29 protein-coding genes and 1 tRNA gene are annotated in these 25,428 nt (G+C 64.4%); 15 read left to right on the forward strand and 15 right to left on the reverse strand.

Annotation, left to right across the window (positions count from 1 at the left end):
• The first annotated feature begins 235 nt into the window (after window positions 1–235).
• Window positions 236–1,756, forward strand: a complete 1,521-nt coding sequence (locus tag LQK81_RS05975) for a peptidoglycan DD-metalloendopeptidase family protein (RefSeq protein WP_230804292.1) — start codon at window positions 236–238, stop codon at window positions 1,754–1,756.
• A gap of 118 nt (window positions 1,757–1,874) precedes the next feature.
• Here LQK81_RS05975 and LQK81_RS05980 read toward each other — a convergent pair whose 3' ends face one another.
• Window positions 1,875–2,744 (reverse strand): ATP-binding protein, encoded by an 870-nt coding sequence (locus LQK81_RS05980; RefSeq protein WP_230804294.1) that lies wholly within the window; start codon window positions 2,742–2,744, stop codon window positions 1,875–1,877.
• 192 nt (window positions 2,745–2,936) lie between these two features.
• Here LQK81_RS05980 and yajC point away from each other — a divergent pair, with 192 nt between their 5' ends.
• From yajC to LQK81_RS06005, 5 genes are all read left to right on the forward strand, one after another.
• Window positions 2,937–3,272, forward strand: coding sequence for a preprotein translocase subunit YajC (gene yajC / locus LQK81_RS05985; RefSeq protein ID WP_230804296.1), 336 nt, complete (start codon window positions 2,937–2,939; stop codon window positions 3,270–3,272).
• 90 nt (window positions 3,273–3,362) lie between these two features.
• Window positions 3,363–5,864, forward strand: a complete 2,502-nt coding sequence (secD, locus tag LQK81_RS05990) for a protein translocase subunit SecD (protein WP_230804298.1) — start codon at window positions 3,363–3,365, stop codon at window positions 5,862–5,864.
• Between the two features lie 2 nt (window positions 5,865–5,866).
• A complete protein-coding gene (locus LQK81_RS05995; RefSeq protein WP_230804300.1) occupies window positions 5,867–6,253 on the forward strand; it encodes an Mth938-like domain-containing protein in 387 nt (128 codons plus the stop codon).
• Between the two features lie 53 nt (window positions 6,254–6,306).
• On the forward strand, window positions 6,307–7,200 hold the full coding sequence (locus tag LQK81_RS06000; RefSeq protein ID WP_230804302.1) for a phytoene/squalene synthase family protein: 894 nt from the start codon (window positions 6,307–6,309) through the stop codon (window positions 7,198–7,200).
• 113 nt (window positions 7,201–7,313) lie between these two features.
• Entirely contained in the window at window positions 7,314–7,769 is a 456-nt protein-coding gene (locus LQK81_RS06005; protein ID WP_230804304.1) for a hypothetical protein, read from the forward strand.
• Window positions 7,770–7,773: 4 nt separating this feature from the next.
• On the opposite strand, the gene trmFO is transcribed toward LQK81_RS06005, so the two are convergent.
• The 3 genes from trmFO to LQK81_RS06020 form a co-directional block, all read right to left on the reverse strand.
• Window positions 7,774–9,189: a methylenetetrahydrofolate--tRNA-(uracil(54)-C(5))-methyltransferase (FADH(2)-oxidizing) TrmFO gene (gene trmFO / locus LQK81_RS06010; RefSeq protein ID WP_230804306.1), complete on the reverse strand. Its 1,416-nt coding sequence runs from the start codon at window positions 9,187–9,189 to the stop codon at window positions 7,774–7,776.
• A gap of 129 nt (window positions 9,190–9,318) precedes the next feature.
• Complete coding sequence (locus LQK81_RS06015) at window positions 9,319–9,462, reverse strand: DUF1127 domain-containing protein (protein WP_230804308.1); 144 nt, start codon at window positions 9,460–9,462, stop codon at window positions 9,319–9,321.
• Between the two features lie 335 nt (window positions 9,463–9,797).
• Window positions 9,798–9,941 carry a DUF1127 domain-containing protein gene (locus tag LQK81_RS06020; protein ID WP_230804310.1) on the reverse strand — a complete coding sequence of 48 codons (144 nt, stop codon included), beginning with the start codon at window positions 9,939–9,941 and terminating at the stop codon, window positions 9,798–9,800.
• A gap of 1,239 nt (window positions 9,942–11,180) precedes the next feature.
• On the opposite strand from LQK81_RS06020, the gene LQK81_RS06025 reads away from it, so the two are divergent.
• From LQK81_RS06025 to tig, 3 genes are all read left to right on the forward strand, one after another.
• Complete coding sequence (locus LQK81_RS06025; protein WP_230804312.1) at window positions 11,181–11,957, forward strand: hypothetical protein; 777 nt, start codon at window positions 11,181–11,183, stop codon at window positions 11,955–11,957.
• Window positions 11,958–12,115: 158 nt separating this feature from the next.
• Window positions 12,116–12,200, forward strand: a tRNA-Leu gene (locus tag LQK81_RS06030).
• A gap of 393 nt (window positions 12,201–12,593) precedes the next feature.
• Window positions 12,594–14,075, forward strand: a complete 1,482-nt coding sequence (tig, locus tag LQK81_RS06035; protein WP_230804314.1) for a trigger factor — start codon at window positions 12,594–12,596, stop codon at window positions 14,073–14,075.
• An 86-nt stretch (window positions 14,076–14,161) separates the two neighbouring features.
• Here the strand turns inward: tig and LQK81_RS06040 are convergent, their stop codons facing one another.
• Complete coding sequence (locus LQK81_RS06040; protein ID WP_230804316.1) at window positions 14,162–15,250, reverse strand: metal ABC transporter solute-binding protein, Zn/Mn family; 1,089 nt, start codon at window positions 15,248–15,250, stop codon at window positions 14,162–14,164.
• A gap of 105 nt (window positions 15,251–15,355) precedes the next feature.
• On the opposite strand from LQK81_RS06040, the gene LQK81_RS06045 reads away from it, so the two are divergent.
• From LQK81_RS06045 to LQK81_RS06055, 3 genes are read left to right on the forward strand one after another with little or no spacing between them, the layout of a single operon-like run.
• On the forward strand, window positions 15,356–16,300 hold the full coding sequence (locus tag LQK81_RS06045) for a metal ABC transporter ATP-binding protein (protein WP_330166533.1): 945 nt from the start codon (window positions 15,356–15,358) through the stop codon (window positions 16,298–16,300).
• On the forward strand, window positions 16,293–17,126 hold the full coding sequence (locus tag LQK81_RS06050) for a metal ABC transporter permease (RefSeq protein ID WP_230804318.1): 834 nt from the start codon (window positions 16,293–16,295) through the stop codon (window positions 17,124–17,126). Before LQK81_RS06045 ends, LQK81_RS06050 begins: the two co-directional genes overlap by 8 nt.
• Window positions 17,123–17,518, forward strand: coding sequence for a Fur family transcriptional regulator (locus tag LQK81_RS06055; protein WP_230804320.1), 396 nt, complete (start codon window positions 17,123–17,125; stop codon window positions 17,516–17,518). Before LQK81_RS06050 ends, LQK81_RS06055 begins: the two co-directional genes overlap by 4 nt.
• Before the next feature lie 39 nt (window positions 17,519–17,557).
• On the opposite strand, the gene LQK81_RS06060 is transcribed toward LQK81_RS06055, so the two are convergent.
• Window positions 17,558–18,088, reverse strand: a complete 531-nt coding sequence (locus tag LQK81_RS06060) for a gamma carbonic anhydrase family protein (protein WP_230804322.1) — start codon at window positions 18,086–18,088, stop codon at window positions 17,558–17,560.
• Window positions 18,089–18,644: 556 nt separating this feature from the next.
• Between LQK81_RS06060 and LQK81_RS06065 the strand changes: the two genes are divergently transcribed.
• The 3 genes from LQK81_RS06065 to LQK81_RS06075 all read left to right on the forward strand — a co-directional run bounded on the left by LQK81_RS06065 (window position 18,645) and on the right by LQK81_RS06075 (window position 19,931).
• Complete coding sequence (locus LQK81_RS06065; RefSeq protein ID WP_230804324.1) at window positions 18,645–19,097, forward strand: hypothetical protein; 453 nt, start codon at window positions 18,645–18,647, stop codon at window positions 19,095–19,097.
• A 127-nt stretch (window positions 19,098–19,224) separates the two neighbouring features.
• Window positions 19,225–19,500 carry a hypothetical protein gene (locus LQK81_RS06070; protein ID WP_230804326.1) on the forward strand — a complete coding sequence of 92 codons (276 nt, stop codon included), beginning with the start codon at window positions 19,225–19,227 and terminating at the stop codon, window positions 19,498–19,500.
• A gap of 176 nt (window positions 19,501–19,676) precedes the next feature.
• Window positions 19,677–19,931 carry a DUF1488 domain-containing protein gene (locus tag LQK81_RS06075; RefSeq protein ID WP_230804328.1) on the forward strand — a complete coding sequence of 85 codons (255 nt, stop codon included), beginning with the start codon at window positions 19,677–19,679 and terminating at the stop codon, window positions 19,929–19,931.
• Window positions 19,932–20,761: 830 nt separating this feature from the next.
• On the opposite strand, the gene LQK81_RS06080 is transcribed toward LQK81_RS06075, so the two are convergent.
• From LQK81_RS06080 to LQK81_RS06115, 9 genes are read right to left on the reverse strand one after another with little or no spacing between them, the layout of a single operon-like run.
• Window positions 20,762–21,055 (reverse strand): pyocin activator PrtN family protein, encoded by a 294-nt coding sequence (locus tag LQK81_RS06080; protein ID WP_230804330.1) that lies wholly within the window; start codon window positions 21,053–21,055, stop codon window positions 20,762–20,764.
• Window positions 21,052–21,285: a hypothetical protein gene (locus LQK81_RS06085; protein ID WP_230804332.1), complete on the reverse strand. Its 234-nt coding sequence runs from the start codon at window positions 21,283–21,285 to the stop codon at window positions 21,052–21,054. The genes LQK81_RS06080 and LQK81_RS06085 overlap by 4 nt, the downstream gene beginning before the upstream one ends.
• The gene (locus tag LQK81_RS06090; RefSeq protein WP_230804334.1) at window positions 21,282–21,464 is read right to left on the reverse strand and encodes a hypothetical protein; all 183 of its coding nucleotides are present in this window, start codon (window positions 21,462–21,464) and stop codon (window positions 21,282–21,284) included. Before LQK81_RS06090 ends, LQK81_RS06085 begins: the two co-directional genes overlap by 4 nt.
• Window positions 21,461–21,934 (reverse strand): hypothetical protein, encoded by a 474-nt coding sequence (locus LQK81_RS06095; RefSeq protein WP_230804335.1) that lies wholly within the window; start codon window positions 21,932–21,934, stop codon window positions 21,461–21,463. Before LQK81_RS06095 ends, LQK81_RS06090 begins: the two co-directional genes overlap by 4 nt.
• Window positions 21,934–22,698 carry a hypothetical protein gene (locus tag LQK81_RS06100; RefSeq protein ID WP_230804336.1) on the reverse strand — a complete coding sequence of 255 codons (765 nt, stop codon included), beginning with the start codon at window positions 22,696–22,698 and terminating at the stop codon, window positions 21,934–21,936. The genes LQK81_RS06095 and LQK81_RS06100 overlap by 1 nt, the downstream gene beginning before the upstream one ends.
• Window positions 22,695–22,817 (reverse strand): hypothetical protein, encoded by a 123-nt coding sequence (locus LQK81_RS26220; protein WP_269064653.1) that lies wholly within the window; start codon window positions 22,815–22,817, stop codon window positions 22,695–22,697. The genes LQK81_RS06100 and LQK81_RS26220 overlap by 4 nt, the downstream gene beginning before the upstream one ends.
• A 1-nt stretch (window position 22,818) precedes the next feature.
• Window positions 22,819–23,940 (reverse strand): DNA polymerase III subunit beta, encoded by a 1,122-nt coding sequence (gene dnaN, locus LQK81_RS06105; protein ID WP_230804337.1) that lies wholly within the window; start codon window positions 23,938–23,940, stop codon window positions 22,819–22,821.
• 52 nt (window positions 23,941–23,992) lie between these two features.
• The gene (locus LQK81_RS06110) at window positions 23,993–24,958 is read right to left on the reverse strand and encodes a DUF2303 family protein (RefSeq protein ID WP_230804338.1); all 966 of its coding nucleotides are present in this window, start codon (window positions 24,956–24,958) and stop codon (window positions 23,993–23,995) included.
• A gap of 31 nt (window positions 24,959–24,989) precedes the next feature.
• The gene (locus LQK81_RS06115) at window positions 24,990–25,298 is read right to left on the reverse strand and encodes a hypothetical protein (protein WP_230804340.1); all 309 of its coding nucleotides are present in this window, start codon (window positions 25,296–25,298) and stop codon (window positions 24,990–24,992) included.
• Window positions 25,299–25,428: the final 130 nt, after the last annotated feature.

Here is a 25,428-nt window from a genome sequence, read left to right on the forward strand (position 1 = left end):
TCAAGGCAGCTAGCCAAGGCGCGGTAGCGAATCCGAAGGATCGCGATGCGCCTTGGAACTCGTCGGCCCGCAATCCTGCCTTGCATCGCTCCCGTTTCTGCAGCCGGGCGGGCATCGCATGGTTATCAACATCTCAAGAATGAGCATCGGCGGGAGCGGTCTTAACCGGGCGGTAACTCTAACGCGCTTTAATCATTGCACGGCAGTTGGTTGTGTTTCGATTGGGTAGTTTGACATGCGTAAGAGTGTATCGCCGCGTTTTGCTAGAACCGTACCACGGGTCCTCGTGGCGGTGTTGCTGGCCGGTGTGGCAACCGGCTGCAGTTCCGACGCCACCCGCTTCGGTGGGTTGTTCTCCTCTTCCGACGACATGACGACAGGCTCCATCCCGCGCAGCGGGGGAAATGTCGGCTATGTGCCGCGCGGCGATGTCAATGGCGCCAGCGGCGCTGTTGCCGCCAATCAGGGCTATGCCTCCCAGGGTACGGTGTCCAATGCGCCGATGCCCATGGAGACCGCGGACGGCTCGGGCGTTCGCCGCGCCAGCACGCCGATGTCGGTCCAGCGCAACACGCTGTCGGAGCCCTCTGCGGCCCCCGCGTCCGCCGGGCTAGTCGCCATGGCCCAGCCGATTCCCGCCAATGCGGCGCCGACGCTTTCGGATGCTTTCGAGTCTCCGGCCCGTGCCGCGGCCCCCGCGCCGAAGCGCACGGATGGCTGGTCGACCGCCAATGCGCCGGTCGTGATGCTGCGGTCGGGCGAGAGCATCAAGACGCTATCGACCCGCTACGGCGTGCCGGAGAAGGAGATCCTCAAGGCCAACGGCCTGAAGACCGCCGCCGCCGCCGAACCGGGCCAGAAGATCACCATTCCCGTCTTCGGGACCGCCCGCAGCGCCGCAAAGGCGTCGATCGACACGGCTCTGGACCCGAACGGCAAGCGGCCCGGCAACACGCAGGACACCGGCGCCGAAGTCGCCATTCTCCCGAATTCCGCCAAGAACCGCGACAAGACGGCCGGCGAGGCCGGCAAGGGCAAGGTCGCAGCCGGCGGCGACGGCAAGCCGGAGGGCGGCTACGAGGTTCAGCCGGGCGATTCGCTCGCCAAGATCGCCGCCAGGAACGGCGTTTCGGTCGATGCGCTGAAGCAGGCGAACGGCCTGAACGGAGCCTCGATCCGGGTCGGCCAGAAATTGCACATCCCCGCCGCCTCCAGGCCCGCCACCGACGGCACGATGACCGCTTCGCTCCCCGATCCCAAGAAGACCGCCGCACCTGTGACGGAAAAGGCCGAGGCCTATGCGCCGGTCGAGAAGAAGCAGACGCTGAGCGAGATCGAGACCAAGACGGACATCACCGAGGCAGCCCCCGAATCGACCGGCATCGGCAAGTATCGCTGGCCGGTCCGCGGCGCGGTGATCGCCGGCTACGGTTCGAATGTCGAAGGCAGCCGCAACGACGGCATCGATATCTCCGTTCCCGAAGGCACCCCGGTCAAGGCTGCCGAAAACGGCGTCGTCATCTACTCCGGCAGCAGCCTGAAGGAACTCGGAAACGCCGTTCTGGTTCGCCACGACGACGGCACCGTGACCGTCTATGGCCACGCCTCCAGCCTCAACGTCCAGCGCGGCCAGAAGGTGCAGCGCGGCCAGACGCTCGCATCGTCGGGCATGAGCGGCAACGCCACCCGTCCGAAGCTGCACTTCGAAGTCCGCAAGAACGCCTCCGCCGTCAACCCGATGACCTATCTCGAATAGCCGGGCGGAAATAATATTTGATGCCAGGAAAAGCCGCGCCGGCAACGGGGCGGCTTTCCTGCGTTCAGGGCAATCGGGACGAAGGATACCCGGCGTTTCACCGTGGCCCGCGCCATCCCTATCGGCCGAGCGTCTTGCCTGTGCGGCCGGCGAGGTCCTGGATAAACTGCCAGGCGACGCGGCCGGAGCGGGAGCCGCGGGTCGTCGCCCATTCGAGGGCGTCGGCATGGATCGCGTCGCGGTCGCCTTCGAGGCCGAAATGGTCGGCATAGCTGTCGACCATCGCCAGATAATCGACCTGGCTGCACTTGTAGAAACCCAGCCATAGGCCGAACCGGTCGGAAAGCGAGACCTTCTCCTCGACCGCCTCGGAGGGATTGATGGCGGTGGACTGTTCGTTCTCCATCATGTCACGGGGAAGCAGGTGCCGCCGGTTCGACGTGGCGTAGAGGATCACGTTGTCCGGCCGGCCCTCGACGCCGCCGTCGAGCGCCGCCTTCAGCGACTTGTAGGAGGTGTCGTCGTGGTCGAAGGAGAGGTCGTCGCAGAAGACGATGACGGAGGCGGGCGCTTCCTTGAGGATCTCCATCAGCGCCGGAAGGGTCGCGATGTCTTCGCGGTGCACCTCGACGATCTTCAGCGCCGTTTCGGTGGTCGCCGCCGCGCTGGCATGCACGGCCTTCACCAGCGAGGATTTCCCCATGCCGCGGGCGCCCCAGAGCAGGACGTTGTTGGCCGGCAGCCCCTTGGCGAAGCGCAGCGTGTTGTCCAGCAGGATGTCGCGGACGTGGTCCACGCCGACGATGAGGTCGATGTCGACGCGGTTGGGCCGCGCCACCGGCTGGAGATAGTGCCGCGCCGGAACCCACACGAAGCAGTCGGCGGCACTCCAGTCGTTCTCGGCCGGCGCCGGTCCGGCCAGCCGCTCGATTGCGGCCCTGAGCCCGGTGATTTCCTTCAACAGCGACCGAATCTGTTCATCCTGCACGTGCCTGCTCCATCCCGTTGTCTGACCCTATGGGCGGTAGCATGGCGAGGTCCGGCCGAAAAGAGAGAAAACCCTGAATTTCCGGCAGAATCCGGGCTCGAATGTTGCATTCAGGCCGGTCTTGCCTATAGTCGCGCCCACTGTCGCGGGTGGAAATGCATCCCCCGGCTTCCAGTTTCGAGGAGTTTTTGAATGTTGATTACCGAGGCTTTCGCCCAGACGGCGCCGGCTGCTTCCGCGGGTGGTGCGGATCTTCTGATGTCCGTCCTGCCGTTCCTTTTGATTTTCGTGGTGATGTATTTCCTCATCATCCGCCCCCAGCGCGCCGCCATGAAGCGCCGTGAGGAGCTTTTGAAGAACATCCGCCGCGGCGACCAGGTCGTGACCGGCGGTGGTGTCGTCGGCAAGGTGACGAAGGTGATCGACGACAAGGAACTCGAAGTCGAGATCGCCGAGGGCATCAAGGTCCGCGTCGTTCGCAGCGGCGTCTCCGAGGTCCGCGTCAAGGGCGAGCCGGTCAAGGAATAGTATGGTCCTGCCATCCGGCGGCCCCTGGGGCTTCCGCCGGATGGCGCCTGGATGGTCTGCCGGCAGCGTGCCGGGCATTTCGAGATGGCTATGCTGCAACCCGCCCGCTGGAAAACCCTGCTTGCCTGGCTCGCCGTCGTGGCGGGCCTTCTTGTTCTGTTGCCCACCGTTCTGACGGATACGCAGAGGTCGGCCCTGCCGGGCTGGCTCTCCTCGCTGCGGCTGACGTCCGGCCTGGATCTCAGCGGCGGCGCCGGGCTCGTGGTCAAGATCGAGCGCGACGACGTGGAAGACGACCGGTTGCTGGCCGTCGTCAACGAGGTCGGGCAGACGCTCCGCAGTGCCCAGATCCCCTATGCCGGCCTGTCCGGGACCGGACGGAACGTGGTCGTGCGCGTCACCGACGGCGCCCGCGTCGAGGATGCGCGCGCAGCCCTTGCCGCGATCGCCGGAACGCGCTCGGGCGCGCCGGAGGCGGGGAGTGAGATCCGTCTCGATATCACCGCCGAATCGCTCGCCGCAGCCGAGATCGAAGCGACCGCCGCCGCGGTCGAGGTCGTCCGCCAGCGCGTCGCCGGCGCCGGCGGGGTGAACGCGGTCGTCGAACAGGCCGGCCCCGGCCGCATCGCCCTGCAGGTGCCGGGATATGACGATCCCCAGCGGCTGAAGGACGTCCTCGACCAGCGCGGCCAGTTCTCGGCGAGCCTTGTCGAAACCGGCGTCTCCCTCCAGCAGGCGCTCGAACAGGGCCCGCCGCCGGGCACGCAGGTCGTCTATACGCTGGGCGAGCCGCCGGTCGGCTATCTGGTCCGCCGCTCCAGCATCTTCACCTCGCGCGACGTCGTCTCTGCCGAAGTGCTGTCCGGCGGCGATGGCGGCAACGCGACCGTCGTCTACCAGCTCGGCCCCGACGCGACCCGGCGTCTTGCCGAGGCGACGGCGACCAATGTCGGCCGCACGCTGGCGCTCCTGCTCGACGATCAGGTGCTGGCGGCCTTCATCGTCGCCGGTCCGCTGGTGGACGGTCGCGGCGAGATTTCCGGCGATTTCGATGCGGCCGGCGCCGAGAACCTGGCCGTCGTTCTCCGCAGCGGCGCCCTGCCGGCATCGCTGACCGTGGTCGAGGAGCGCTCGATCGAGCCCGCGCTCGGCAACGCCTCGGCCCGTGCCGCGCTGACCGCGGTCGTGGCGGCCGGCATCGCCGTCGCCCTGTTCATGATCTTCTGGTACGGCGCCTTCGGCGTCATCGCGATCATCGCCCTTCTGTTCAACCTGATGCTGGTGGTCGCGGTGCTCGCCCTCACCGGAACCGCCGTCACCCTGCCGGGCATCGCCGGCCTGGTGCTGATCATCGGCATGGCGGTCGATTCGAACGTCCTGGTCTACGAGCGCATGCGCGAGGAGGCCGCCGGCGGCAAGCCGCTTCCCGAGGCGCTGGCTGCGGGGTTCACGCGCGCGTTTTCGACAGTCGTCGATGCGGGCGTCACCACGATGATCGCCGTGCTCGTCCTCTATTTCCTGGGGTCGATGCCGATGCGCGGTTTTGCCGTCACCGTCGGGATCGGCATCCTCACCACGCTCTCCGTAGCCTTCACGCTGACCCGCTGGCTCGCCTGGCGCTGGGTGCGCCTGAGACGGATCACCCACCTGCCGCGCAGCGTCCGCACCGGCCTGTTCGCCAGCCTGCACCTGCCCTTCATGGCGATCCGCAACTATACCTTTGCCGGGACGGCGGTGGTTTCGCTCGCCGTGGCCCTCCTGGTGGTGCTGAACGGCCTCAACCTCGGCATCGATTTTACCGGCGGCGCGCAGTTGCAGATCCAGAGCCGGCAGGGCGTGGCCGATCCTGCAGCGATCGCCGCGCGCCTCGAGGAAGCCAACCTCGGCGACGTCACCGTCCGTTCGGGCCGCGATCCCGCCACCGCCACGGTCCGCATTCCGCCGCAGGGCGGCGGCGAGAACGCCGAGCAGACCTCGGCACTGGTCGCGCGCGGCGAACTCGAATCGGACTTCGACATCGGCCGCGTCGAGGTCGTCGGTCCCTCGGTCTCCGGCGACCTGATCTCGGCTGCGACGCTTGGCATGGCGTTCGCGCTCGCGGCCCTGATCGGCTACATCTGGATCCGCTTCGAGTGGCAGTTCGCGATCGGCGCGGTGATCGCCACCGCCCATGACTTTCTCCTGACCATCGGGCTCTTCGCCGTCACCCGCATGGAGTTCGACATCGGCAGCATCGCGGCCCTGCTCACGATCGTCGGATATTCCCTGAACGATACGATCGTCGTCTACGACCGCATCCGCGAGAACCTGCGGCAGTTCCGCCAGATGCCACTGCCGCTTCTGATTGACGCCTCGATCAGCCAGGCGCTGTCGCGTACCGTGCTGACGGCGGCGACCACACTGATCGCGCTGCTGGCGCTGACGGTCTTCGGCGGCGAGAGCGTCCGCGCCTTTGCTGTCACGATGTTATTCGGCATTGCCGTGGGCACGTTCTCTTCTATCTATATTGCCGGTCCGGTCCTCATCCTGTTCCGCCTGAGGCCGGACCGCTATCGTCTCAAGGGCGGCGGCAGCCCGGCTGCGAAGGCATGAACATGGCCAAGGGCATAGAGATACGACAGGCGCATTTTCCGGGCAGGGCCCCGATCGACGCCTATGGCAATGGCGGCTTCCGCTTTGCCGATATGTCGCATCGCGGATCGATCCTCTGCCTGCCCTCCGGCATCTACGGCTGGGACAAGACCGACGCGAGCGATCTGTCGGCGGAGGACCTTGCCCGCGTGCTGGCGGAAGCGGAACAGATCGAGGTGCTGCTGGTCGGAACGGGCGCCGAGATCCGGCCGCTTTCGCCGCAAGTGCGCGCCGCCCTGCGCGAGCGCCAGGTCCGCTCCGATCCGATGTCCACGGGTGCCGCAGTGCGCACCTTCAACGTCATGCTGGCCGAATCGCGCGCCGTCGCGGCGGCCCTGATCGCGGTCTGATCCGCAGCCGTCAGCCAATGCCCAATTCAGCTAGTGCCAGTCCGGAAGATCCGATGCACCCGAAAGAAGCCCCGGCAGCAGGGCGCGCCCCCGAGGCTCCCGCTGCCGATCCCTATGCCCATTGCCTGGCGGCGCTGCGCGAAACCGATCGCGACCGCTATCTCGCCTGCCTGCTGGCGCCCGCCGAAAAGCGGGGCGCGCTGGCCGCCCTCTACGCCTTCAATGCGGAGATCGCCCGCGTGCGCGACGTGGTGCACGAGCCGCTTCCTGGCGAGATCCGGCTGCAATGGTGGCGCGATGCGCTGGAGGGCAATGCGGCGGCAGGCGAGGCGAGCGCCAATCCGCTCGCATCCGGCCTGCTGCGCTGCGTCGCCGAGCACAGGCTGCCGGTCGCCGTCCTGACGGACATGATCGAGGCGCGCATTTTCGACCTCTATGACGATCCGATGCCGGACCGGGCGGCGCTGGAGGGCTATGCCGGCGAGACCGCCTCGGCGCTGATCCAGCTTGCAAGCCTCGTCCTCGATCCGCCAGGGGCCGCGCAATCGGCGACCGCAGCCGGCCATGCCGGCGTTGCGCAGGCGATCGCGGGCATGCTGCTGCTGCTGCCGGTCCACCGGCGCCGCGGCCAGGTCTATATCCCCGGCGACCTCCTGGCCGCCACCGGCCTGGATGCGGAAGCGCTGATCGCAGGCCACGACCGCGAGCGGGCCGCCCGCGCTGTTGAGGCTTTCGCCGGGCTCGGCCGCGAGCACCTGAAGAAGGCGGAAGCAGCCGGCGGCATCGCCCCGGCAAACCGTGCCGCCTTCCTGCCCGTGGCGCTGGCGCGCCATGTCTTCGACCGCGCCGAACGGGCAGGCGCCGATGCGCTGGAGCACGCACTGCTGCCGGCGCAATGGCGGCGGCAATGGTGGATGTGGAAGACCCTGCGTACCGGCCGCTTCTGAGGCGATCCCGAAGAAAAGCGGTCGGCCGAAGGCGCTGCCGGGCATGGCGTAAAACTGGCGCAAGCTACGCGGGCTAGACAGGGCGCATTCGATGACCCGCGGGAGGACCTGCAATGATTTGGACTGTCGTGATCGCCTGCCTCGTCCTGGCCGTCTATGTCTATTTGCGGACGAAGCGCCGCAGCGATCGCAGGAACGGGGCGGACGACACCGGCCTTGCCATCGTCGAGTTCGGCCGGGTCTTTCCGAACGAGGCGATCCGGGAGGTCGTCACCACCGCCGGTGGCGATGCGATCTTCCTGCGGCTGCATGACGGCAAGGTCGGCTGCATGCGCGCCCGCGGATCGCGTTACACCTGCCTGCTGATCGAGCCGGGCGGCGTGCTCGTGCACAACAGCCCGAGCGGCAAGGGGCTCGCCATCGAGTTCCACGATAATCCGCACGAGAACGGCAGCTTCGAGTTCGCCACCAGCGGCGAGGCGGCCGAGGTCTCGCTCTGGCTGCTCGGCAGCCTGCTGCCCACGGCCGGCATCGAGGAGGCGCCGCGCACGCTTCAGCGCGACGGCTGATCCCTCAAGGCGCCGATGCCAGCCACTGGCGGCAGTCTTCCAGCGCGCGCGCCGACACTGCCTGCTTCTTGGCCAGCGCCTTGTCCTTGCCCCGGAAGCGCTTGGCGCCTTCAGGCCTGACGATCGAACCCGGTGCGAGGTCGGGAAACAGGCCGAAATTGATGTTCATCGGCTGGAAGGAGCGCTTGCCCGGCTCGTCGTCGGACAGGATGTGTCCGCCGGTGATGTGGTTCAGCAGGGCGCCGAAGGCGGTCGTGGCGGGCGGCAGCGCCGGTTTTTCCCCGCGCCGTTCGGCAGCGGCGAACCGGCCGGCGAGAAGGCCGATGCTGGCGCTCTCGACATAGCCTTCGCAGCCGGTGATCTGCCCGGCGAAGCGCAGGCCCGGGCGGCCCTTCAGCGTCAGCGACGGATCGAGCAGGGCCGGCGATTGCAGGTAGGTGTTGCGGTGCAGTCCGCCGAGCCGCGCGAATTCCGCATTCTGCAGCCCCGGGATCATCCGGAAGATCTCTCCCTGTGCCCCGTATTTCAGCTTCGTCTGGAAACCGACCATGTTGTAGAGCGAGCCGAGCGCATTGTCCTGGCGCAACTGCACGACGGCATAGGGCTTGACGGTCGGGTTGTGCGCGTCGGTCAGCCCCATCGGCTTCATCGGGCCGTGGCGCAGGGTCTCGCGCCCGCGCTCCGCCATCACCTCGATCGGCAGGCAGCCGTCGAAATAGGGCGTGCCCTCCCATTCCTTGAAGCCCGTGGTATCGGCGGCAATGAGCGCGTCGATGAAGGCATTGTATTGCGCCTCGTCCATCGGGCAGTTGATGTAGTCCTTGCCCGTGCCGCCCGGTCCGACCTTGTCGTAGCGGGACTGATGCCAGCAGATGTCCATGTCGATCGAATGGGTGTGCACGATCGGCGCGATCGCGTCGAAGAAGGCGAGCGCGTCGGCGCCGGTGCGCTGCTGGATCGCGGCTGCGAGATCCGGCGCGGTCAGCGGGCCGGTGGCGATGATCGCCTGGTCCCAGTCCTCGGGCGGCAGGCCCGTGATCTCCTCGCGAGCCACGGTGATCAGCGGGTGGCCTTGGATCGCGGCGGTCACCGCGGCAGAAAAGCCCTCGCGGTCCACCGCCAGCGCCCCGCCGGCCGGAACCTGGTTGGCGTCGGCGGCACGCATGATCAGCGAGCCTGCGAGCCGCATCTCGGCATGGAGCACGCCGACGGCGTTGCTGGTGGCGTCGTCTGAACGGAAGGAGTTCGAGCAGACCAGTTCGGCAAGGCCGTCGGTCTTGTGCGCATCCGTACCGCGCACGCCGCGCATTTCGTGCAGCACCACCGGGATGCCGCGCTCGGCGATCTGCCAGGCAGCCTCGCTGCCGGCAAGTCCGCCGCCGACGATATGGATGGGAGAGGGGGAGGTCTGGTTGGTCATGGGCGGGTGCATATCATGCAGGGCCGGCGCTTCCAATCGCCGGAATCGAAAACGGCACCGAATGGTGCCGTTTGAAGCGTCTGTCGCGGTCGTCAGTCGACGTCACGCCGTAACCGGCGCGGGGTCCGCTTAGCGGAAGGAACGGGCAGCGATGCCGCGGATGTCGTGGCGGGTCAGGCCGATATCGGAAAGCGTGTGGGTAGACAGGTTGCCGAGCTCGTTGAGGGTGCGGCGGTAGCTGAGCCAGTTCTTGGCAAGGCGGATCGGGTTCATGGCAGGTCTCCTGGAAGCGTTGGACGGGACGGCGTCGTCCTCGTTTGTTGAGACCCTTTTACTCCTTCTCCCGGTCATGATGCAGTGCAAAGAAAATGCAGCTGCTATGCAATTGTGCAATTAGCTGGACAAATACTGTGCATTCCTGCGCAGTGCCTGAAAAACAGCGCTTCCGGCAGTCCGCCGGTTGCCGCTGCGTACCGGCTGCGCACCGCCTTTTGGGGACCGTATGGGGCGATCGCATCCGACCCATGCGCATTAGCCATTGCCACAAAAAGAAACGCCCCCCGGATCTCTCCGGAAGGCGTTTGGCCGGACCTGACGGGGTCGGCGTATTACCGGACGGCTTCGCGGGCGACGCGACGGATGTCCGAGCGGCCGATGCCGAGGTCGTTCAGTTCGCGGTCGCTCATGCGGCCGAGTTCGGTGATGGTCTGACGATACTTGCGCCAAGTGTTGAACGAGCGGGAGATGTTCATGTCCGTTACCCTTCGTGGTGGGGCCGGCATTTCCAATCAGCGCCGGCGTTCATCTGATGACCCGTATATACGACGCCGGAGGCCTGCATTACAGAGATAAAGCCGAATGGCAGTCATGCGATATGTGCATGTCAAGTAAAAAACCCATGAAAAGACTGGCTAGGAATTGAGCACCCGATTCGGGCTCCGGTCGGCTCACACGCATGTCGGACGATCGGGAAAATACAACGCCCGCCGGGGGAGGAGATCCGGCGGGCGTCGATCCTGATTGGCAACTTGGGAGGAGGAGTGTCGCCAATCGCATCGGGGCTGGCTGGGAGGAGGAGTGCCGCGCCCGATTGATGGTTGAGTTATAGCGCCGGGCCCGGTCGCGGTGAAGCGCCCATGCCGAATATCACGCATGCAAGAACCGGATGGCTTGCCCAAACGGCGGGCCGATCGTGAGTGCAAATGCATAATATTTACGCAAAAGACGCCCGCCAAGGCGTTGATTTCTCGCTACATTGCGGAGGCTGATACAAGGAGCCGATCCCCAAACGCAATAACGCCCGCCGGGGGAGGAGATCCGGCGGGCGTCATTTGGGATGATTGGCAACTGGGAGGAGGAGATGTTGCCAATCGTATCGGACAGGCGCTGGGAGGAGGAGTGCGCCGGCCCGAATTCTGTCGGCTGCCTCTCGGCTGCCGGACCTTTTCTGAACCGGAATTCAGGTGGTAGGTCGCTTCCACTTTTTCAAGAGCCGGTCAGCAGAAGATGTCTGCGCCCTGATCTCTCTGTTCCGGATCATTCCCGATCCGATGACTGCAATATAGTCGGACAAATCGATTTTGTGCAGTGCAATATAGGCATGGATGATATGCGCCGCCTGCATGCCCGTCCAGTTGGCCGTCCTCGACGTGTCACATCGTCTTCTTTGCGCATTTGGGCCTGTCGAAATGCCATTTCGACCACGAAGTCGCCTTCCGAACCGGATTATTGTCGGACAAATGCATTTTCTCACCCAGATTTGCGCCCTCGTGCTGCAGCTTGCGATTGCCGTCCCGAACTATTGACAGGACAGGAATCGGCCTCCCTGCAGATGGCTTACCGCACGTCCTGGCGGTTCGGTTTTCACGCGAGAGGCGCGCATTTTCGTTCGTGGAAGTTCCCGCAAGCGATGTCTTTGTCAGGGTTGTGCTCTTGTCTGTCTGCGACCGTTATGGGTAATAGTGTTCTCCCTATAAAACTGAAAGTTGATAATGCAGAGAAAATCCATTGTGATCGGCGGTCCGCCCCGGACTGGAACGCGTTTTGTGGCGGACGCGCTGAACAGGCATCCGGATGTTTCGATCCAGGGCGAGGTGCCGCCGATGCTCCTCGACAACGCTCTGAAGTTCATGCGTACCTGCGACAAGATGTATGCCAGACCCAGTCAAAGGCATTGGCAAAAGGGTTGGACGAAGACCCGGGTCGGCGTTTTCAATGACATCGTCGCGGCGCTGCAGAAGCGCGAGCAGACCTCTGCAAGCCCCGAGGAACGGAAACTCGGATTCACAGGCTTCAAGCTTCCGGGCGCGGTTACCCGTTGGCGGGAACTGGAGGGGATTTACGGCAGCCCTGCCTTCGTCCTTTGCATCCGGCGTTTCGGGCCTTACCACCTTTCCTGCACGACGCGCTGGCCGGGGCGCACGATCGAGGTCACGTCGGCGACATATCTCGCATCCCTGGCTGCCATCGAGGACATCATGAGCGACTACGGGAACGCGTTTATCTTCCCGGTGGAGCACCTGAAGTCCCGTGGCCCGGAGCTTTTGTCCGATCTGGGCGCGTTTCTTGACCTGCCGGATGCTGCAGGCTGGGCCGCCTCGATCGATCCCGGCCAGAAGGCTAACGAATCCGAAAAGTTCAAGGCGAGTAAGCGCACCGAGTTGACGGAGGCGGAGCAGCTTTTCATTGCCGAACACCCAGAATTGGAGGCCAAGTACGATGCCGTCGCCGCACTGACGGGGTCGTCCGCCGTGGCGCAGTTGAGGTAATACATATTCGTACGGCGCGGCTCCCCTTGCTCCCAACCGCATTTCAAGGTGGCTGGGGGCGATCCGGAGCAGCCAATGGTGCGATATAGCGATTGCGCGGAGGAAGGCGTCCGGAGCCTTGCACAACGCCATATGGTCGCGTAAGTAGCGCCCCCGATGCGGGTGTGGCGGAATTGGCAGACGCACTTGGTTTAGGTCCAAGCGCCGCAAGGCGTGGGGGTTCAAGTCCCTCCACCCGCACCAGTCATGAAAGCGTGCCGTGCTTGTGACAAGGCGTGCCGATTGTGACACTATATGATCGCCGAATTCGTGTTCCTTCACGAACGGCGCAGTCTGAAAGTTTGATGCCGCAGGGCGCGAGGGTCCGTTCCCTCAGGCTCGGATGCCGACCGGCGCGCTGGTGATGATGTGCTGCTGCCGTCTGACTGCGCAATGCGGACGCGGATATGGAATGGGGGCCTGGAAGTCCGTCGGAGCGCATTCGATGGGACGGAACAGGTGCCATAGCGCCATTTTGCTTGCCAAAAGGCCACCGATGACAGTAAAGCCACTCCCGGCAAATGGACCCGGAGGGGTGCCCGCCAAGAGAGCCGGTTTCCGGCCGGGGCACCGCCAGATCGAAATGAAGGTTTGAACATGCAGGTAATCGAAACGCTCGCTGAAGGGCTGAAGCGCGAACTTAAGGTCGTCATCCCCGCAAAGGACATGGAAGCTCAGATGAACGAGCGCCTGGCCGAGGCCAAGGACCGCGTTCGCATCAACGGGTTCCGTCCGGGCAAGGTGCCGGTCGCCCATCTCAAGAAGGTCTACGGCAAGTCGATCATGGCCGATCTCGTCAACGAGATCATCCGCGAGCGCCCGACGACGATTCTCTCCGAGCGCGGCGAGAAGTCGGCGACCCAGCCGGAAGTGGCGATGACCGAGGACCAGGCCGAGGCTGAGAAGATCCTCGCAGCGCAGGCCGATTTCGAGTTCACGCTGTCCTATGAAGTCATCCCGGCCATCGCGCTGAAGGATGTCTCCGGCATCAAGATCACCCGCGAAGTCGTCGACATCGACGACAAGGAAGTCGAGGAGCAGATCCTCAAGATCGCCGAGAGCGCGCGTTCCTACGAGACCAAGAAGGGCAAGGCCGCCACCGGCGACCGCGTCACCATGGACTACCTCGGCAAGGTCGACGGCGAAGCCTTCGACGGCGGCAAGGACGAGGACGCCGAACTCGTCATCGGCTCCAACCGCTTCATCCCCGGCTTCGAGGACCAGCTCGTCGGCGTCAAGGCCGGTGACGAGAAGGTCATCACCGTGACCTTCCCGGCCGACTACCCGGCCGCCCACCTCGCCGGCAAGGAAGCCACTTTCGACATCAAGGTCAAGGACGTCGCAGCCCCGGCCGACGTCAAGATCGACGACGAGCTCGCAAGCAAGCTCGGCCTGGAATCCGCCGACCGCTTGCGCGAAGTCGTCCGCGGCCAGATCGAGAGCCAGTACGGTTCGGTCACCCGCCAGAAGGTCAAGCGCCAGATCCTCGACCAGCTGGACGAGATGTACAAGTTCGACACGCCGCAGCGCCTGGTCGACGCCGAGTTCGAAAACATCTGGCGCCAGGTCAACACCGACCTGCAGCAGGCCGGCAAGACCTTTGCCGACGAGGACACCACCGAGGAAGAAGCCCGCGAGGAGTACCGCAAGCTCGCCGAGCGCCGTGTCCGCCTCGGCCTCGTCCTCTCCGAAATCGGCGAGAAGGCCGGCGTCGAGGTCTCCGACGAGGAAATGCAGCGTTCGCTGTTCGAGCAGCTCCGCCAGTTCCCGGGCCAGGAGAAGGAAATCCTCGACTACTTCCGCAAGACGCCCGGCGCTTCGGCTTCGCTGCGCGCGCCGCTCTTCGAGGAGAAGGTCGTCGATCACCTGCTGACCGAGGTCGCCGTCACCGACAAGACCGTCTCCAAGGAAGAGCTTTTGGCTGACGACGAAGCCGAGGACGGCAAGTCCGAAGGCAAGAAGGCCGCTCCGAAGAAGAAGGCCGCCGCCAAGGCAGACGCTGCCGAAGGCGAAGAGGCCGCTGCTCCGAAGAAGAAGGCTCCGGCCAAGAAGAAGGCTGCAGACGACAGCGCCGAGTAATCTTCGGCCGGTCGATGCGAAATTGAATGGGCCGCCCCGCAAGGGCGGCCCTTTTCGTTGCGTTGACGGTTGTGTCCGGGCGTTGGTCAGTTGGCCCCGGACAGGCAATCCTTCATCGAGGTGGCGAGCCCGCGCATCATGTCGAAATAGAGCGCCGGGCCCGCGGCAAGCGTGCCTGCCTCCGGGTCCAGCGTGCCGGCCTTGGCGGCGGTTCCCTCCAGCACGACGTTGACGATCTTCGGTTCGAACTGCGGCTCGGCGAAGACGCAGGCCGCACCGAGCCCGGTCACCTTGCCGCGGATCTCGGATACGCGTTCGGCGCCCGGCATGGTCTCCGGGCTCACCGTGATCGAGCCGACCACCCGCACGCCGTAGCGGTGTTCGAAATACTGGTAGGCGTCGTGGAAGACCACGAACGGCTTGTCCTTGACCGGGGCGAGGGTGGCGGCGATCTCGGTGTCGAGCGCGTCGATATTGGCGTCAAGGGCGGCGAGGTTGGCCTTGTAGGTCGCGGCATTGTCCGGATCCGCCTTGGCCAGGGCGGCCTCGATCGCCGTCGCCATCGCCTTTGCGTTCATCGGGTCGAGCCAGAGATGCGTGTCGTATCCGCCTTCATGGGCATGGTCGTGCGCGTGCGCTTCCCCGCTTTCCGCTGCATGGCCGTCCTCGCCGGCGTGGTCGTGACTGGCTGCCGCTTCGTGATTGTGTCCGCCGCCTTCCGCCTCGTGATTGTCCGTCTCGTGGGATTCCGCCTGATGGTCGTGGCCTTCGGCTTCATGGGCGTGCCCCTCTGCCTCATGATCATGTGCCTCGAAGGCGCCGCCTTCGCGGAATTTCAGTTTCTCCAGGCCTGGCGCATCCTCCAGTTCGACGATCGTCGCTCCGGTTCCGAGCGCCTCGAGCGGCTTTTCGAGGAAGGCCTCCAGGCCATGCCCGACCCAGAAGATCAGGTCGGCGTCCTGCAGGGCCGCGGCATTGGAGGGCTTGAGCGCATAGGTGTGCGGCGAAGCCGCACCGTCGACGATCAATCCGGGCTCGCCCACGCCATGCATGATGGCGGCGACGAGCGAATGGATCGGCTTGATCGAGACGACGACGTTCGGCGCGTCGGCCAGGGCCGGGCCCGAGGCGGCGGCCAGAAGCGTCGTGGACAGGAGGAGGGGGGCAAACTTCATCGTGGAGAACTCCGCATTGAAAGCAAATGTAATGTTATTACATAAGTTGCGTTATGCTATAACGTGTGCCATAGCAAGAGGCAATCGAGGTTTCGGACAGTTCACATGCTGCAGACGAATGCTCCCGACCGGTCGACGCTCGTGTCGCTTTCGGCCGCCGGACTGTACAGGAAGGGTCGCTGGCTCGTGCGCGGCGTCGACTTTTCCATCTCCCGCGGCGAGATCGTCACGCTGATCGGCCCCAACGGGTCGGGCAAGTCCACCACGGCGAAGATGGCGATCGGCGTGACCCGCCCGGACGAGGGCGAGGTGCGCCGCGTTGCCGGGCTGAAGGTCGGCTACGTGCCGCAGAAGCTCTCGATCGACTGGACCATGCCTTTGACGGTGGACCGGTTGATGACGCTGACCGCGCCGCTGCGCGGGCGCGAGATCGACGCCGCACTCGAGGCGACCGGCATCCGTCATCTCGCCCGCGCCGAAGTGCAGCACCTGTCGGGCGGCGAGTTCCAGCGGGCGCTTCTGGCGCGTGCGATCGCACGCAAGCCGGACCTGCTCGTGCTGGACGAACCGGTCCAGGGGGTGGATTTCGCCGGCGAGATCGCGCTCTACGACCTCATCAAGACGATCCGCAATTCCACCGGCTGCGGTATCCTGCTGATATCCCACGACCTGCACGTGGTCATGGCCGAGACCGACACGGTGATCTGCCTGAACGGGCATGTGTGCTGCCGCGGCACCCCGGAAGCCGTCAGCCGCAGCCCCGAATATCTGCGCCTGTTCGGCGCCAGGGCGGGCCAGACGCTCGCGATCTACAGCCACCATCACGACCATACCCATCTTGCCGACGGCCGCGTCCTGCATGCCGACGGTTCCGTCACCGACCATTGCCACCCCGACGACGGCCACCATCACGATGACGGCCTGCCCGTCGGCCGCGCCGGACCGATGCGGATCGTGCACACGCACGGACCGGATTGCGGCTGCGGATCGGATCATTCTAACCCGGCCGCGGCGGGCGGGGACAACGCGGCGGAAAAGCGCGATGCTTGACGATTTCTTCATCCGTGCGCTCCTCGCCGGCATCGGCCTGGCATTGACGACCGGCCCGCTCGGCTGCTTCGTCATCTGGCGGCGCATGGCCTATTTCGGCGACACCATGGCGCATTCGGCCCTGCTCGGCGTGGCGCTGTCGCTGCTGCTGCACATGAACCTGACCCTCAGCGTCTTCGCCGTCGCCGCCGTCGTCTCGCTGGCGCTGCTTCTGCTGCAGAAGCGCGGGACGCTGTCGACGGATGCGCTGCTCGGTATTCTCTCGCATGCGACGCTCGCCACCGGGCTCGTCATCGTCTCCTTCATGACCTGGGTACGGATCGATCTCGTCGGCTTCCTGTTCGGCGACATCCTCGCCGTCACCGAGGCCGACGTCAGCCTTGTCTGGGGCGGCGGCATCCTCGTGCTGCTGGCGATCGTCTACCTCTGGCGCCCGCTGATCGCCTCCACGGTCAATCCGGAACTGGCCGCAGCCGAAGGGCTGGAGCCGGAGCGCGCGCGGCTCGCCTTCATGCTGCTGATGGCGGTGGTGATCGCGATCGCCATGAAGATCGTCGGCATCCTCTTGATCACCTCGCTCCTGATCATCCCCGCTGCCACTGCGCGACGGTTCTCCGCGAGCCCGGAGATCATGGCCGTTATCGCCTCGCTGCTCGGCGCCGTCGCCGTCGCCGGCGGCCTGTTCGGCTCGCTGAGATTCGATACGCCCTCCGGTCCCTCGATCGTCGTCGCCGCACTCGCGATCTTTCTCGCAAGCCTGCTGCCGTTCGGCCGGCGGGACCACGGCGCAATCGCAAACGCCCATTCCGGAGGAGACAGCCGATGACGGTGCAGCAACTGACCAGGAACCAGGCGTTGGTGCTCGACGCGCTGTCGGCGTCCGAAGCGCCGCTCAGCGCCTATACCATCCTCGACAAGCTGCGTGGCGACGGTTTTCGCGCACCCTTGCAGGTCTATCGGGCGCTCGACAAGCTGCAGGATCTCGGCCTCGTGCACCGGCTGGAGAGCATCAACGCCTTCGTGGCCTGCGCCCATCCCGACCAGGACTGCTGCTCGCACGGGCTGACCGCGTTCACCATCTGCGAAAGCTGCGGCAAGGTCACCGAGTTCCACGATCACATGATCGAGGAGCGGCTTGCCGCCTTCGCCAGCGACCGCAACTTCCGCCCCGGCAAGACCACGATCGAGATCCGCGGCCACTGCGCCGGCTGCGCCTGAGGACGGCGTCGACCGCATGCCCCAATCCGGCCTCATCGCTCAATCGATCCGGCGCAGGTCCGCCTTGAAGCGCTTCCAGTTGCGCACATAGCTTTCGGCAGACACCGTCAGCCCCGCGATCGCTGCTTCGTCCAGCGTGCGCGCGACCCGGGCCGGCGCACCGACGATCAGCGAGTTGTCGGGAAACACCTTGCCCTCCGTCACCAGCGCATTGGCGCCGATGAGGCAGTTCCGGCCGATCACCGCGCCGTTCAGCACCGTGGCCCCCATGCCGACCAGCGAATTGTCGCCGATCGTGCAACCGTGGATGATGGCGCCGTGGCCGATCGTGCAGCCTTTGCCGATCGTCACCGGCTTGCCGGGATCGGTGTGGATGACGGTGTTTTCCTGGATATTGCTGCCGGTGCCGATCGTGATCGGCTCGTTGTCGCCGCGAAGCACCGCGCCGAACCAGATGCCGACATCCTCGCCGATCTCGACGCGGCCGATCACCTGGGCATCCGGGGCGATCCAGTAGCGGTCGTCGGCGGGAAGGGCGGGAACGCGGTCCCCGAGCGCATAGAGCGGCATGGCGGTCTCTCATCGATTCTGTCGGCGCAGTCTAGCATCGCCCGGCAGCGCGGGGACAGGCGGCAGGCGACAAGGGTGGTTTTTTCGCCCGCCTTGCGCTATGAGCGCCGGGAAACCATCTTTTTGGGCGGGGCGGAATCCGGTGCGCAATCGTGCACGGCGGCCGCCGCATTAGCAACGACACACAGGACCGACCATGTACCACGAGGCACTCAAGACGGGGACGAAGCTCTTCGCCACGGCGCCGATGATCGACTGGGCTGAAAGTTCGAAATAACTCAAATAAAACAATATCGCGAATGTAGGCGTAGCAATTTTGTAGCAGGTGCGTGGCTTTTTTGGTGCTACGCAAGCAGTATCAACGGCGGCCCTGTACGCTGCGCCCTCCAAAAGAACGGACTTAGCCAGCCGCAAGGTCCTAGTTTGCTAGTCCGAATGAAACCTACGCTCGCTTGCGTTAGGTGCTGTTTAAGCGCATCCTCAAATTGTCGGTAGCAATGTCACGGGCTCTACCGCTTGAGGGCTAGTACCCTGGCCCCAATGAGAGGAGGACGACATGTCTTCCGATCCCAGCTTTACCGTCATCTCCCCTGCAGAAATGAAGATGATCAAATCCATCTTGGACAGCGCGGGCTATGACGCCAGTTTACTGAGGGATGATCAACGACAATTCAACGCGGCAGCGCTTCTCTTGATGAAGCTATTTCTGGCGGGGGAGACGTCTCCGGACGCTCTTTCGGCGCAATTGGAGTACAACTTCGGGAAGGCGAGTGTGAACAAGCTTCCCTACAAATCGCCATTTGCGCGCTATGCCATTCAAGGGCTGCCCAGCAATCTGAGAGAACTCCGTCCTGTCGTCAGCAAGGCGAGTTCCCGATCCATTCAAGCAGACGAACAGTCCTGGGAGAATGAGGGCGGCGCGGTCGGGCATCCCCGTGCTTCCTTCTCCATGGCCGTCAGGAATGTTCTGACGCCAAAAGGTGACCGACTATGTCTAACCGAACACTGACAGCGACGTTGCTGGTGCTGCTATCAGTCGCGATGGTCTGGACATTCCGACCTGAGCCTGGAGATCACCAAAATCCGGCGACAATGAGTGAGCAAAATTCATCGCAGTAGAACGGCGGATACCGGACATGATAGAGAGAACGACAAACAGTGAGATTACTTTCGCACATCCCTTTGTGCTCAGCGTCTTGGTGGTGCCTTTGCAAGCCGGAACTTATCGTCTCGTCGTGGATGAAGAGCTTATCGACGGGGCCAGTTATGTGGCCTACAGGCGCGTGGCGACCCACCTTGAAATCCCCGCAATTTCTGTCGAGGCGGGCACCCGTCAGTTTCTGCAGGTGTCTGCGGAGGAGATTGCGAGCGCACTTCGAAACGACGCCGAGTTGGCAATGGGTACGTGCTAGGGCAATGCGTCATGCTTGATGGAGATGGAAAGACCATCTCCCGTCGCGTTCATTGGCAGCCTGCGATCGCTTTCGTTATCGTCCGCATGGTCGAGGTCACGCCCCGACCCCACTTCGATCGTTTTCGGTCCGACTGCCTTCAACCGGGCTGCTTCCCTTAGCGAAAGACAAAATCCATGACTCTGATGTTTCCAAACCGCAGTCGTAGCTACGATGATGCGAGAAACGCCGTCCGCTTTCTGGGCTACGACGGCATGTTCGAGGTGCCATTCTTCATTGAGGCTGCCGCACTCATAAAGCCAAAATCTTCGGAGGTCCTTGCTTCTGACTATCTGGTGGCATTCGATGCGGCACGAGGGACGATTCTCGACGTGGCGACCAAGGTATATGCGCGTGGCCGCCGGACTCTCTACGTGCGAGATTTCAGATAGTTTTTGCCGCGCAAGCCCGATACCTCCGGGGGAGCAGGGCGGCACCAATCGGCCGATGGTGGGCGGACCGACGCTCAAATATGGCGCACCACCGAAAGTCCTCGACTTACCACCGATACACGCGCATGCTGAGGCATGAAAAATGCTCTCAACATCACGTGGTGGCTGTCCGTACTGACCCTCAGCGGAGTTTTTTGCTTTATGATGTTCGTGGTGCTGGACAATATGAACTGGTGATACCAACCGCCACCTATATCCCCAGCCTACTCCTGCGGTTCAGGTCCTTGGCATTCAGGATGGCGCAGAACGTGGTTGATTCGTCAAACGTTAGGTCCACCAAATACCAGCTCGAAGGTTTCGCCGGATCGCCTGTGAAAACGTCATAGACCGTCCACGACTGATCGGCCTCGCAGCGAACCGCGTATCGTATCGTAGAAGCCGCCATAGCCATCTCCAGGAGGGATGGCGAGGGGGTTCTCGCAGCATCGATCAAAGGAAGTCTAGCAGCGCTGCAAGACGCGAACAACGGCACGCCCTTAACAAAAAAGGCCGGGGCGAAAACGCACCGACCTTCCTCATCAATCGCTATTCTTCCAATGCCAGTACATCCGTGGTCAAAGTCAGATTGCGATTGCGACATTCGCGAGCGGCAGACGCGTTCCAGCGCTCATCAGCGATGCCGATAACGTCCGTATAGGGGGACATTGTGTTTAAAACAAGTTGTGGCAACTAGGCTAGTTTCCATCTGCCGGACAGCCAAGCGCGTTCCCGGGTGTGCTTCATCGCGGCGGGACGGATCTGTGGAAAGGAATCCCGCCGATCTATCGACTTCAGCGGTGAAGTTGCCTGAATTCCTTCAGTGCCGCATCGCGCCGCTTGTCGAGGTAGGCCGCGAGGTCGTGGAGATGAATGCCCTTCTGGCACTTCTGCGACGTTTCCGCCCGGACGACGGGGATCGCGATCTCGCCGGAGCCGACCTTACGCAGGAACTTGTCCGGCGTCAGGTGGTTGAAGTAATCGCGGCAGACGTCCTCGACCGGAATCACCGCCTTGCCGCCGTACTGGGCGAACAGCAGAAACGAGGTCGAGAAACCCTCTGCGCCGGTTTGATTGGTCGTCATCATTCTTCGGCTCCGGTGGAAGCATTCAGGACGCGCGCCGCAACGTGCGACGGCGCCGGGCATAGGGTTGATGGGATGATTTCGGCGTTGGCCACGGCGAAGGCTGCGCCGCAGGAGAACAGCGCTTCGCCGATCACCTGAGGCCTGTGATAGGTGAGGCTGGACCGTGCAGCGCCACAGACAGGGCAGTGGGCAAGTGCGACCAGCGTGTCGATAATGCCGGGTCCGTTCATCGCCGGGCGTCCTCATGCAGCGGCTTGCGCCGAGCGAGAGCGTTGCGGCTCGTGACCATGCGGTAGCCGTCAGAAAAACGGACGAGGCAGCTGTTCATCGTACCGCGCGCGAGCACCTCGCAAGGCTGACCTTTGCGGCCCTGGCGGTCCCAGCGATAGATATAGGGGTGATCGCTCACAGCAGGCTCCCCTGGCTCGGTGGCGGGGATGTCGGTGCCGCAGGCTCCATGACGCGTTGGCGCCACTCGAAGAAGCCGAGCGCGCCCTTGACCGGGATGAACGCCACCGGCTGCGTATCCTTCAGGACGAGGCCGACCGGGCCGAAGAACCAGCGGCTGTCGTGTCGCTTCACTACGTCGACGATTGTGGTGACGCCGATGATGCCGCCGCGCTGCAGGTCCTCGAACGCGGGAACCTTGATGCCGAGGCTCTCGATGAAGTCCCGGGCGTCGCGATATTCGGCCTTCGTCATGCCGGCCGAGGCATGCAGGCAGACACGCCCGCGAAAGCGCAGGCCCGGATTGCCGGGTTTCCAGTCGCGGTTTTCGACCGGCTTGCCGGCGTGGACGATGGCCCAGGTCCACGGCTGGCGGACGGAAAAGGCAAGGGCGGGCAGGGGGTGGGTGGAGGCGTTCTCTATCGGGGGCATCAGCGGTCCTCCGTCCGTGGCGTGGGGGCAGCGGTGCGCATCCAATGCGTCGGCGTCATGGTGGCTACGTAGTCGCGGGGAGAGCGGCCTTGCTGGTTGACCCAGACCTTTGCGAAGGCGTCCCAGCGGCAGTCCGGCCAGCGTACCGGGCCGGTGGGATCGCCATCGGGGACGTTCGTCCTTTCGACCCAGAGGTCGACGGGTGCGCTGTCTCTCGGCGCGCTGTCCATGGTGCGCCACTCCCCGGCAGGCGTGGGGGCGGGATGGGAGTAGAGATAGTTCAGCTTGTGTCCGGTCTCGCGAGCGTGGACCAGGCCGAGGCCCATATCCATCGACATATGGAAACATCCGGTGCTGTCTTTGTACCACCACGCCACAGCCTCCCCCTCCACCGCTGACGATGCGGGGGTGGAGGGGGAGGATAGTATGCGACGGAGTTCGTCTAGGTAGACTTCGTCAACATCCAGCCACTTCTTCAGCGCCGCGATGCACGCGCCTTGCTCGTTCAGTACCTCCATCGGACCATCGTCATCATTCAAGTCGTTTTGGCGGGCTATGATGATGTTGGTGGCTACGGTCATCGCTGACTTCCAGATCAGGGCGATTGCCTCATCTGGCGCCACCCCCGCCTCTACCTCCAGCGCGGCCGAAAGGGCCTTGGCCATTGTCTCGCGGATGGTGGCTTTCGTGGCGTTGAACACGTTCCAGTGGTCGCCCCAATAGACCGCGCATGCCGTCTCGATCATCGTCTCTGTCGGTTTCATGGCTTGTCCTCCATGCGGCGGGCGGCATCGATCTTCGCGAGCCAGCGACCGACGTTTTCGGGGCAGCACCACGCCCAGGCGAGAATGATCCAGGCGGCGCAGAAAAAAACATGATCCATGTCACGCCACCCGCAGCGGCATCATGACGACCAGGTCTTCCGGGTCGGAGTCGACGGCGCGCAGGATCGCGGGGGAGGCTGCGTCCTGGAGCGTGATGGCAAGCCGGCCTTCGGGCAGGTTGCCGATCGCGTCGTGCACGTAGCGGCCGTTGAAGCCGATCACGATCTGCGCCTCGCCATCGGCCGGCACCTCGTCCTCGGCCTCGCCGGCATCCGGATTGTTGGATGTCAGCAGCAGGCGTCCGTCGCCAAAGGTGAAGCGGACGGCGCGACCGCGTTCCGTGCTGATGGTGGTGACGCGGTCGATCGCTTCCGACAGAGCCTTGCTGTCGATCTCCGCGCGCTGGCTATGCGCCGTCGGGATGACGCGCACATAGTCCGGAAATGTCCCGTCGATCAGCTTCGACGTCAGTTCGAGGCCGTCGGCGGCGATGCGGATCTTGGCGTCCGAGGCGCTCAGCGTGATCGTTCCTTCCTTCGGCAGGATCTTGCCGAGGATATCGACCGTCTTGCGCGGCACGATGACGGGCGACAGCCCGGCGGTGGGCGCGTCGGTGCGCAGAAGCCGCTTGGCCAGCCGGTGGCCGTCGGTGGCGACCAGCAGAACGCCCGCCTCGCAGGGGTGCATGAAGACACCGTTCAGATAGAACCGGGTCTCCTCGGTCGAAACCGCGAAGCGGACGGCGCCGAGGGCGGCCGCAAGCGCTGCCGGCTTGATCTCGATCGAGAACGGCATGTCGCCGGGCTTCAGGTCGGGGAAGTCGCTCACCGGCAGCACCGGCAGGCGAAAGCGGGCGCGTTCCGACTGGACGGTGATGGCCGAAAGATCGGCCTCCGTGCCGGCGGCCGCGACGGCGATCTCCGCCTTGTCGGCGAGTTTGCGGACGATGTCGAAGAGCGTGCCGGCCGGAACGGTGAAGGGCCTGAAGTCGGGTCCGATCTCGGCTGCGAAGCTCACGGCGATCTCCACGTCGAGGTCGGTCGCGCGCGCCGACAGCTTGCCCGGTTCGGGACTGGCCTCGATCGCGACGTTCGCAAGAATCGGGATCGTGTTGCGCTTCTCGACCGCCTCGCGGGCAAAGGTCAGGGCTGCGCCCAGGGCGGATTTGCTGGTGGTGAACATGCGACCTCCGGGATTGCGAGGCGGGACAGTGCCCGCCTCATGGTTTGTGTGATCAGGCCGACATTTCCGGCGTGCCGACGAACGCCGGCAACTCGGTCCGGCGGGCGGCCTGCTCGAGGTCGCGCAGGACTTCCTGGGTGATGAAGACGTCCGGGCGGTAGAGCAGCACGGTCCAGACGACCGCGCCGGCCTTGACGCGGTAGCGCAGCCGCACGGGGATGCGCAGCGGCGCGCCCATGTGGAAGGCGGGGATCTGCAGGATGAACATGCCCGGCACCTTCAGCTTGTTGCCGGCGGCGTCCTTGTGTTCCTCGTCCCAGGTGATCTCGCCCTCGCCGGATTGCAGCACGAGGTTGCTTTTCACCCGCGTCTCGGTGTGCACGGCGAGGCCGCGGGAAAGCGCGACGAGCTCGTTCGGATAGGCGACCTTGAAGCCGAACTTCTCCTGGAAGTCTTCCGCCTCCATCGTGTCGGGCGCGGCGAGGTCGGCGATATGGTCCTCGATGAACTCGGCGAATGCGGACTGGTCCAGCGGCTTGTTGTGGATGCTGGCCCAGGCCTTCCATTCCTCGGAGCGCGGAAAGGCGTAGTGGATCCTGTGCTTGCCGTTGTCGGCATCGCCGCCCGAAACCGCCTGGTGATAGTCGATGACGGCGGTCAGCGAGGGGTCCTGCCAGTCGGTGTCGGCAAAGATGACACTGTCTTCGGTCTTGTGCCGGTCGGTCAGCTCGACGAAGCTCTCGAGCGTCGTGACGTTGGCCGTGCCGGTCTTGGCCTTCGGTGCGAACCGGTAGGGCTCGAAGAGCGGGGCGACGCTTTCGACCCTGCCGTCCTGGCGATTGACGAACACCGGAATGGTCTTCGGCACGCCGGCGATGGCCTCTTCCAGCGACAGGACGACAAGGCCCGATCCGGCCTTGTCCGACAGTTCGGTGATGCTGGCGAGATCGACGCCGGCAGGCAGGAGAGAACTGGCGACGAGTTCGCCGGCGGCACTTTCGATGGTTGGCTTGGTCATGAAACAGGTCCTCTGTTTGGGGGTGAAAAGGTCAGCTGCGCATGTGGTCGATCTCGCGCGGACCGCCGAACATGTCGTGCTGCTGGGGATGCTCGGTGGACAGGCGGCCGCCCTCGACCACCCAGTAGACCGTGGTCTTGCGCGGCAGCTTGGGCAGCTTGGGCGGCGGGATTTCCGCGTTGATCTCGACCATGCCGTTCTTCACGGCGAGGTTGAGCTTCAGCGAGACGGACCCCTTGTAGGTCTCGTTCGGCCGGTCGTTGGAAAGGTCGAGCAGCTTCTGCAGGACCTCGGTCAGCTTTTCCGACATCTCGGAATTGAGGTCGCCGCTCTCGAGCATGCCGAACTGTGTTTCGGCATGGAATAAGGACCCCGCACATGGGGTGATCGGCGTCCAAACGGGACCCCCATCTGCGATGGGGTTACAACAGCCTCCGGTTTCATCGGAGGCTTTTTATTTGGATGCTTGT

Origin of the sequence: Rhizobium sp. GN54, assembly GCF_021026345.1 — a bacterium.
GTDB lineage: Bacteria > Pseudomonadota > Alphaproteobacteria > Rhizobiales > Rhizobiaceae > Mycoplana.

Excerpts from the sequence above, each read along its gene's own strand:
- LQK81_RS06045 (WP_330166533.1), top strand. The coding sequence starts at position 15,356 with ATGCTGCAGACGAATGCTCCCGACCGGTCGACGCTCGTGTCGCTTTCG.
- LQK81_RS06100 (WP_230804336.1), bottom strand. The coding sequence starts at position 22,698 with ATGAAACCGACAGAGACGATGATCGAGACGGCATGCGCGGTCTATTGG.
- LQK81_RS06115 (WP_230804340.1), bottom strand. The coding sequence starts at position 25,298 with ATGCTCGAGAGCGGCGACCTCAATTCCGAGATGTCGGAAAAGCTGACC.
- dnaN (WP_230804337.1), bottom strand. The coding sequence starts at position 23,940 with ATGTTCACCACCAGCAAATCCGCCCTGGGCGCAGCCCTGACCTTTGCC.
- LQK81_RS05995 (WP_230804300.1), top strand. The coding sequence starts at position 5,867 with ATGGCCAAGGGCATAGAGATACGACAGGCGCATTTTCCGGGCAGGGCC.
- LQK81_RS05975 (WP_230804292.1), top strand. The coding sequence starts at position 236 with ATGCGTAAGAGTGTATCGCCGCGTTTTGCTAGAACCGTACCACGGGTC.
- LQK81_RS06085 (WP_230804332.1), bottom strand. The coding sequence starts at position 21,285 with ATGAACGGACCCGGCATTATCGACACGCTGGTCGCACTTGCCCACTGC.
- LQK81_RS06005 (WP_230804304.1), top strand. The coding sequence starts at position 7,314 with ATGATTTGGACTGTCGTGATCGCCTGCCTCGTCCTGGCCGTCTATGTC.
- LQK81_RS06065 (WP_230804324.1), top strand. The coding sequence starts at position 18,645 with ATGTCTTCCGATCCCAGCTTTACCGTCATCTCCCCTGCAGAAATGAAG.
- LQK81_RS06040 (WP_230804316.1), bottom strand. The coding sequence starts at position 15,250 with ATGAAGTTTGCCCCCCTCCTCCTGTCCACGACGCTTCTGGCCGCCGCC.
- LQK81_RS06020 (WP_230804310.1), bottom strand. The coding sequence starts at position 9,941 with ATGAACATCTCCCGCTCGTTCAACACTTGGCGCAAGTATCGTCAGACC.
- LQK81_RS06070 (WP_230804326.1), top strand. The coding sequence starts at position 19,225 with ATGATAGAGAGAACGACAAACAGTGAGATTACTTTCGCACATCCCTTT.
- LQK81_RS06025 (WP_230804312.1), top strand. The coding sequence starts at position 11,181 with ATGCAGAGAAAATCCATTGTGATCGGCGGTCCGCCCCGGACTGGAACG.
- LQK81_RS06095 (WP_230804335.1), bottom strand. The coding sequence starts at position 21,934 with ATGCCCCCGATAGAGAACGCCTCCACCCACCCCCTGCCCGCCCTTGCC.
- LQK81_RS06075 (WP_230804328.1), top strand. The coding sequence starts at position 19,677 with ATGACTCTGATGTTTCCAAACCGCAGTCGTAGCTACGATGATGCGAGA.
- LQK81_RS06015 (WP_230804308.1), bottom strand. The coding sequence starts at position 9,462 with ATGAACCCGATCCGCCTTGCCAAGAACTGGCTCAGCTACCGCCGCACC.
- LQK81_RS06080 (WP_230804330.1), bottom strand. The coding sequence starts at position 21,055 with ATGATGACGACCAATCAAACCGGCGCAGAGGGTTTCTCGACCTCGTTT.
- LQK81_RS06050 (WP_230804318.1), top strand. The coding sequence starts at position 16,293 with ATGCTTGACGATTTCTTCATCCGTGCGCTCCTCGCCGGCATCGGCCTG.
- secD (WP_230804298.1), top strand. The coding sequence starts at position 3,363 with ATGCTGCAACCCGCCCGCTGGAAAACCCTGCTTGCCTGGCTCGCCGTC.
- tig (WP_230804314.1), top strand. The coding sequence starts at position 12,594 with ATGCAGGTAATCGAAACGCTCGCTGAAGGGCTGAAGCGCGAACTTAAG.
- LQK81_RS06060 (WP_230804322.1), bottom strand. The coding sequence starts at position 18,088 with ATGCCGCTCTATGCGCTCGGGGACCGCGTTCCCGCCCTTCCCGCCGAC.
- yajC (WP_230804296.1), top strand. The coding sequence starts at position 2,937 with ATGTTGATTACCGAGGCTTTCGCCCAGACGGCGCCGGCTGCTTCCGCG.
- LQK81_RS26220 (WP_269064653.1), bottom strand. The coding sequence starts at position 22,817 with ATGGATCATGTTTTTTTCTGCGCCGCCTGGATCATTCTCGCCTGGGCG.
- trmFO (WP_230804306.1), bottom strand. The coding sequence starts at position 9,189 with ATGACCAACCAGACCTCCCCCTCTCCCATCCATATCGTCGGCGGCGGA.
- LQK81_RS06110 (WP_230804338.1), bottom strand. The coding sequence starts at position 24,958 with ATGACCAAGCCAACCATCGAAAGTGCCGCCGGCGAACTCGTCGCCAGT.
- LQK81_RS06055 (WP_230804320.1), top strand. The coding sequence starts at position 17,123 with ATGACGGTGCAGCAACTGACCAGGAACCAGGCGTTGGTGCTCGACGCG.
- LQK81_RS06000 (WP_230804302.1), top strand. The coding sequence starts at position 6,307 with ATGCACCCGAAAGAAGCCCCGGCAGCAGGGCGCGCCCCCGAGGCTCCC.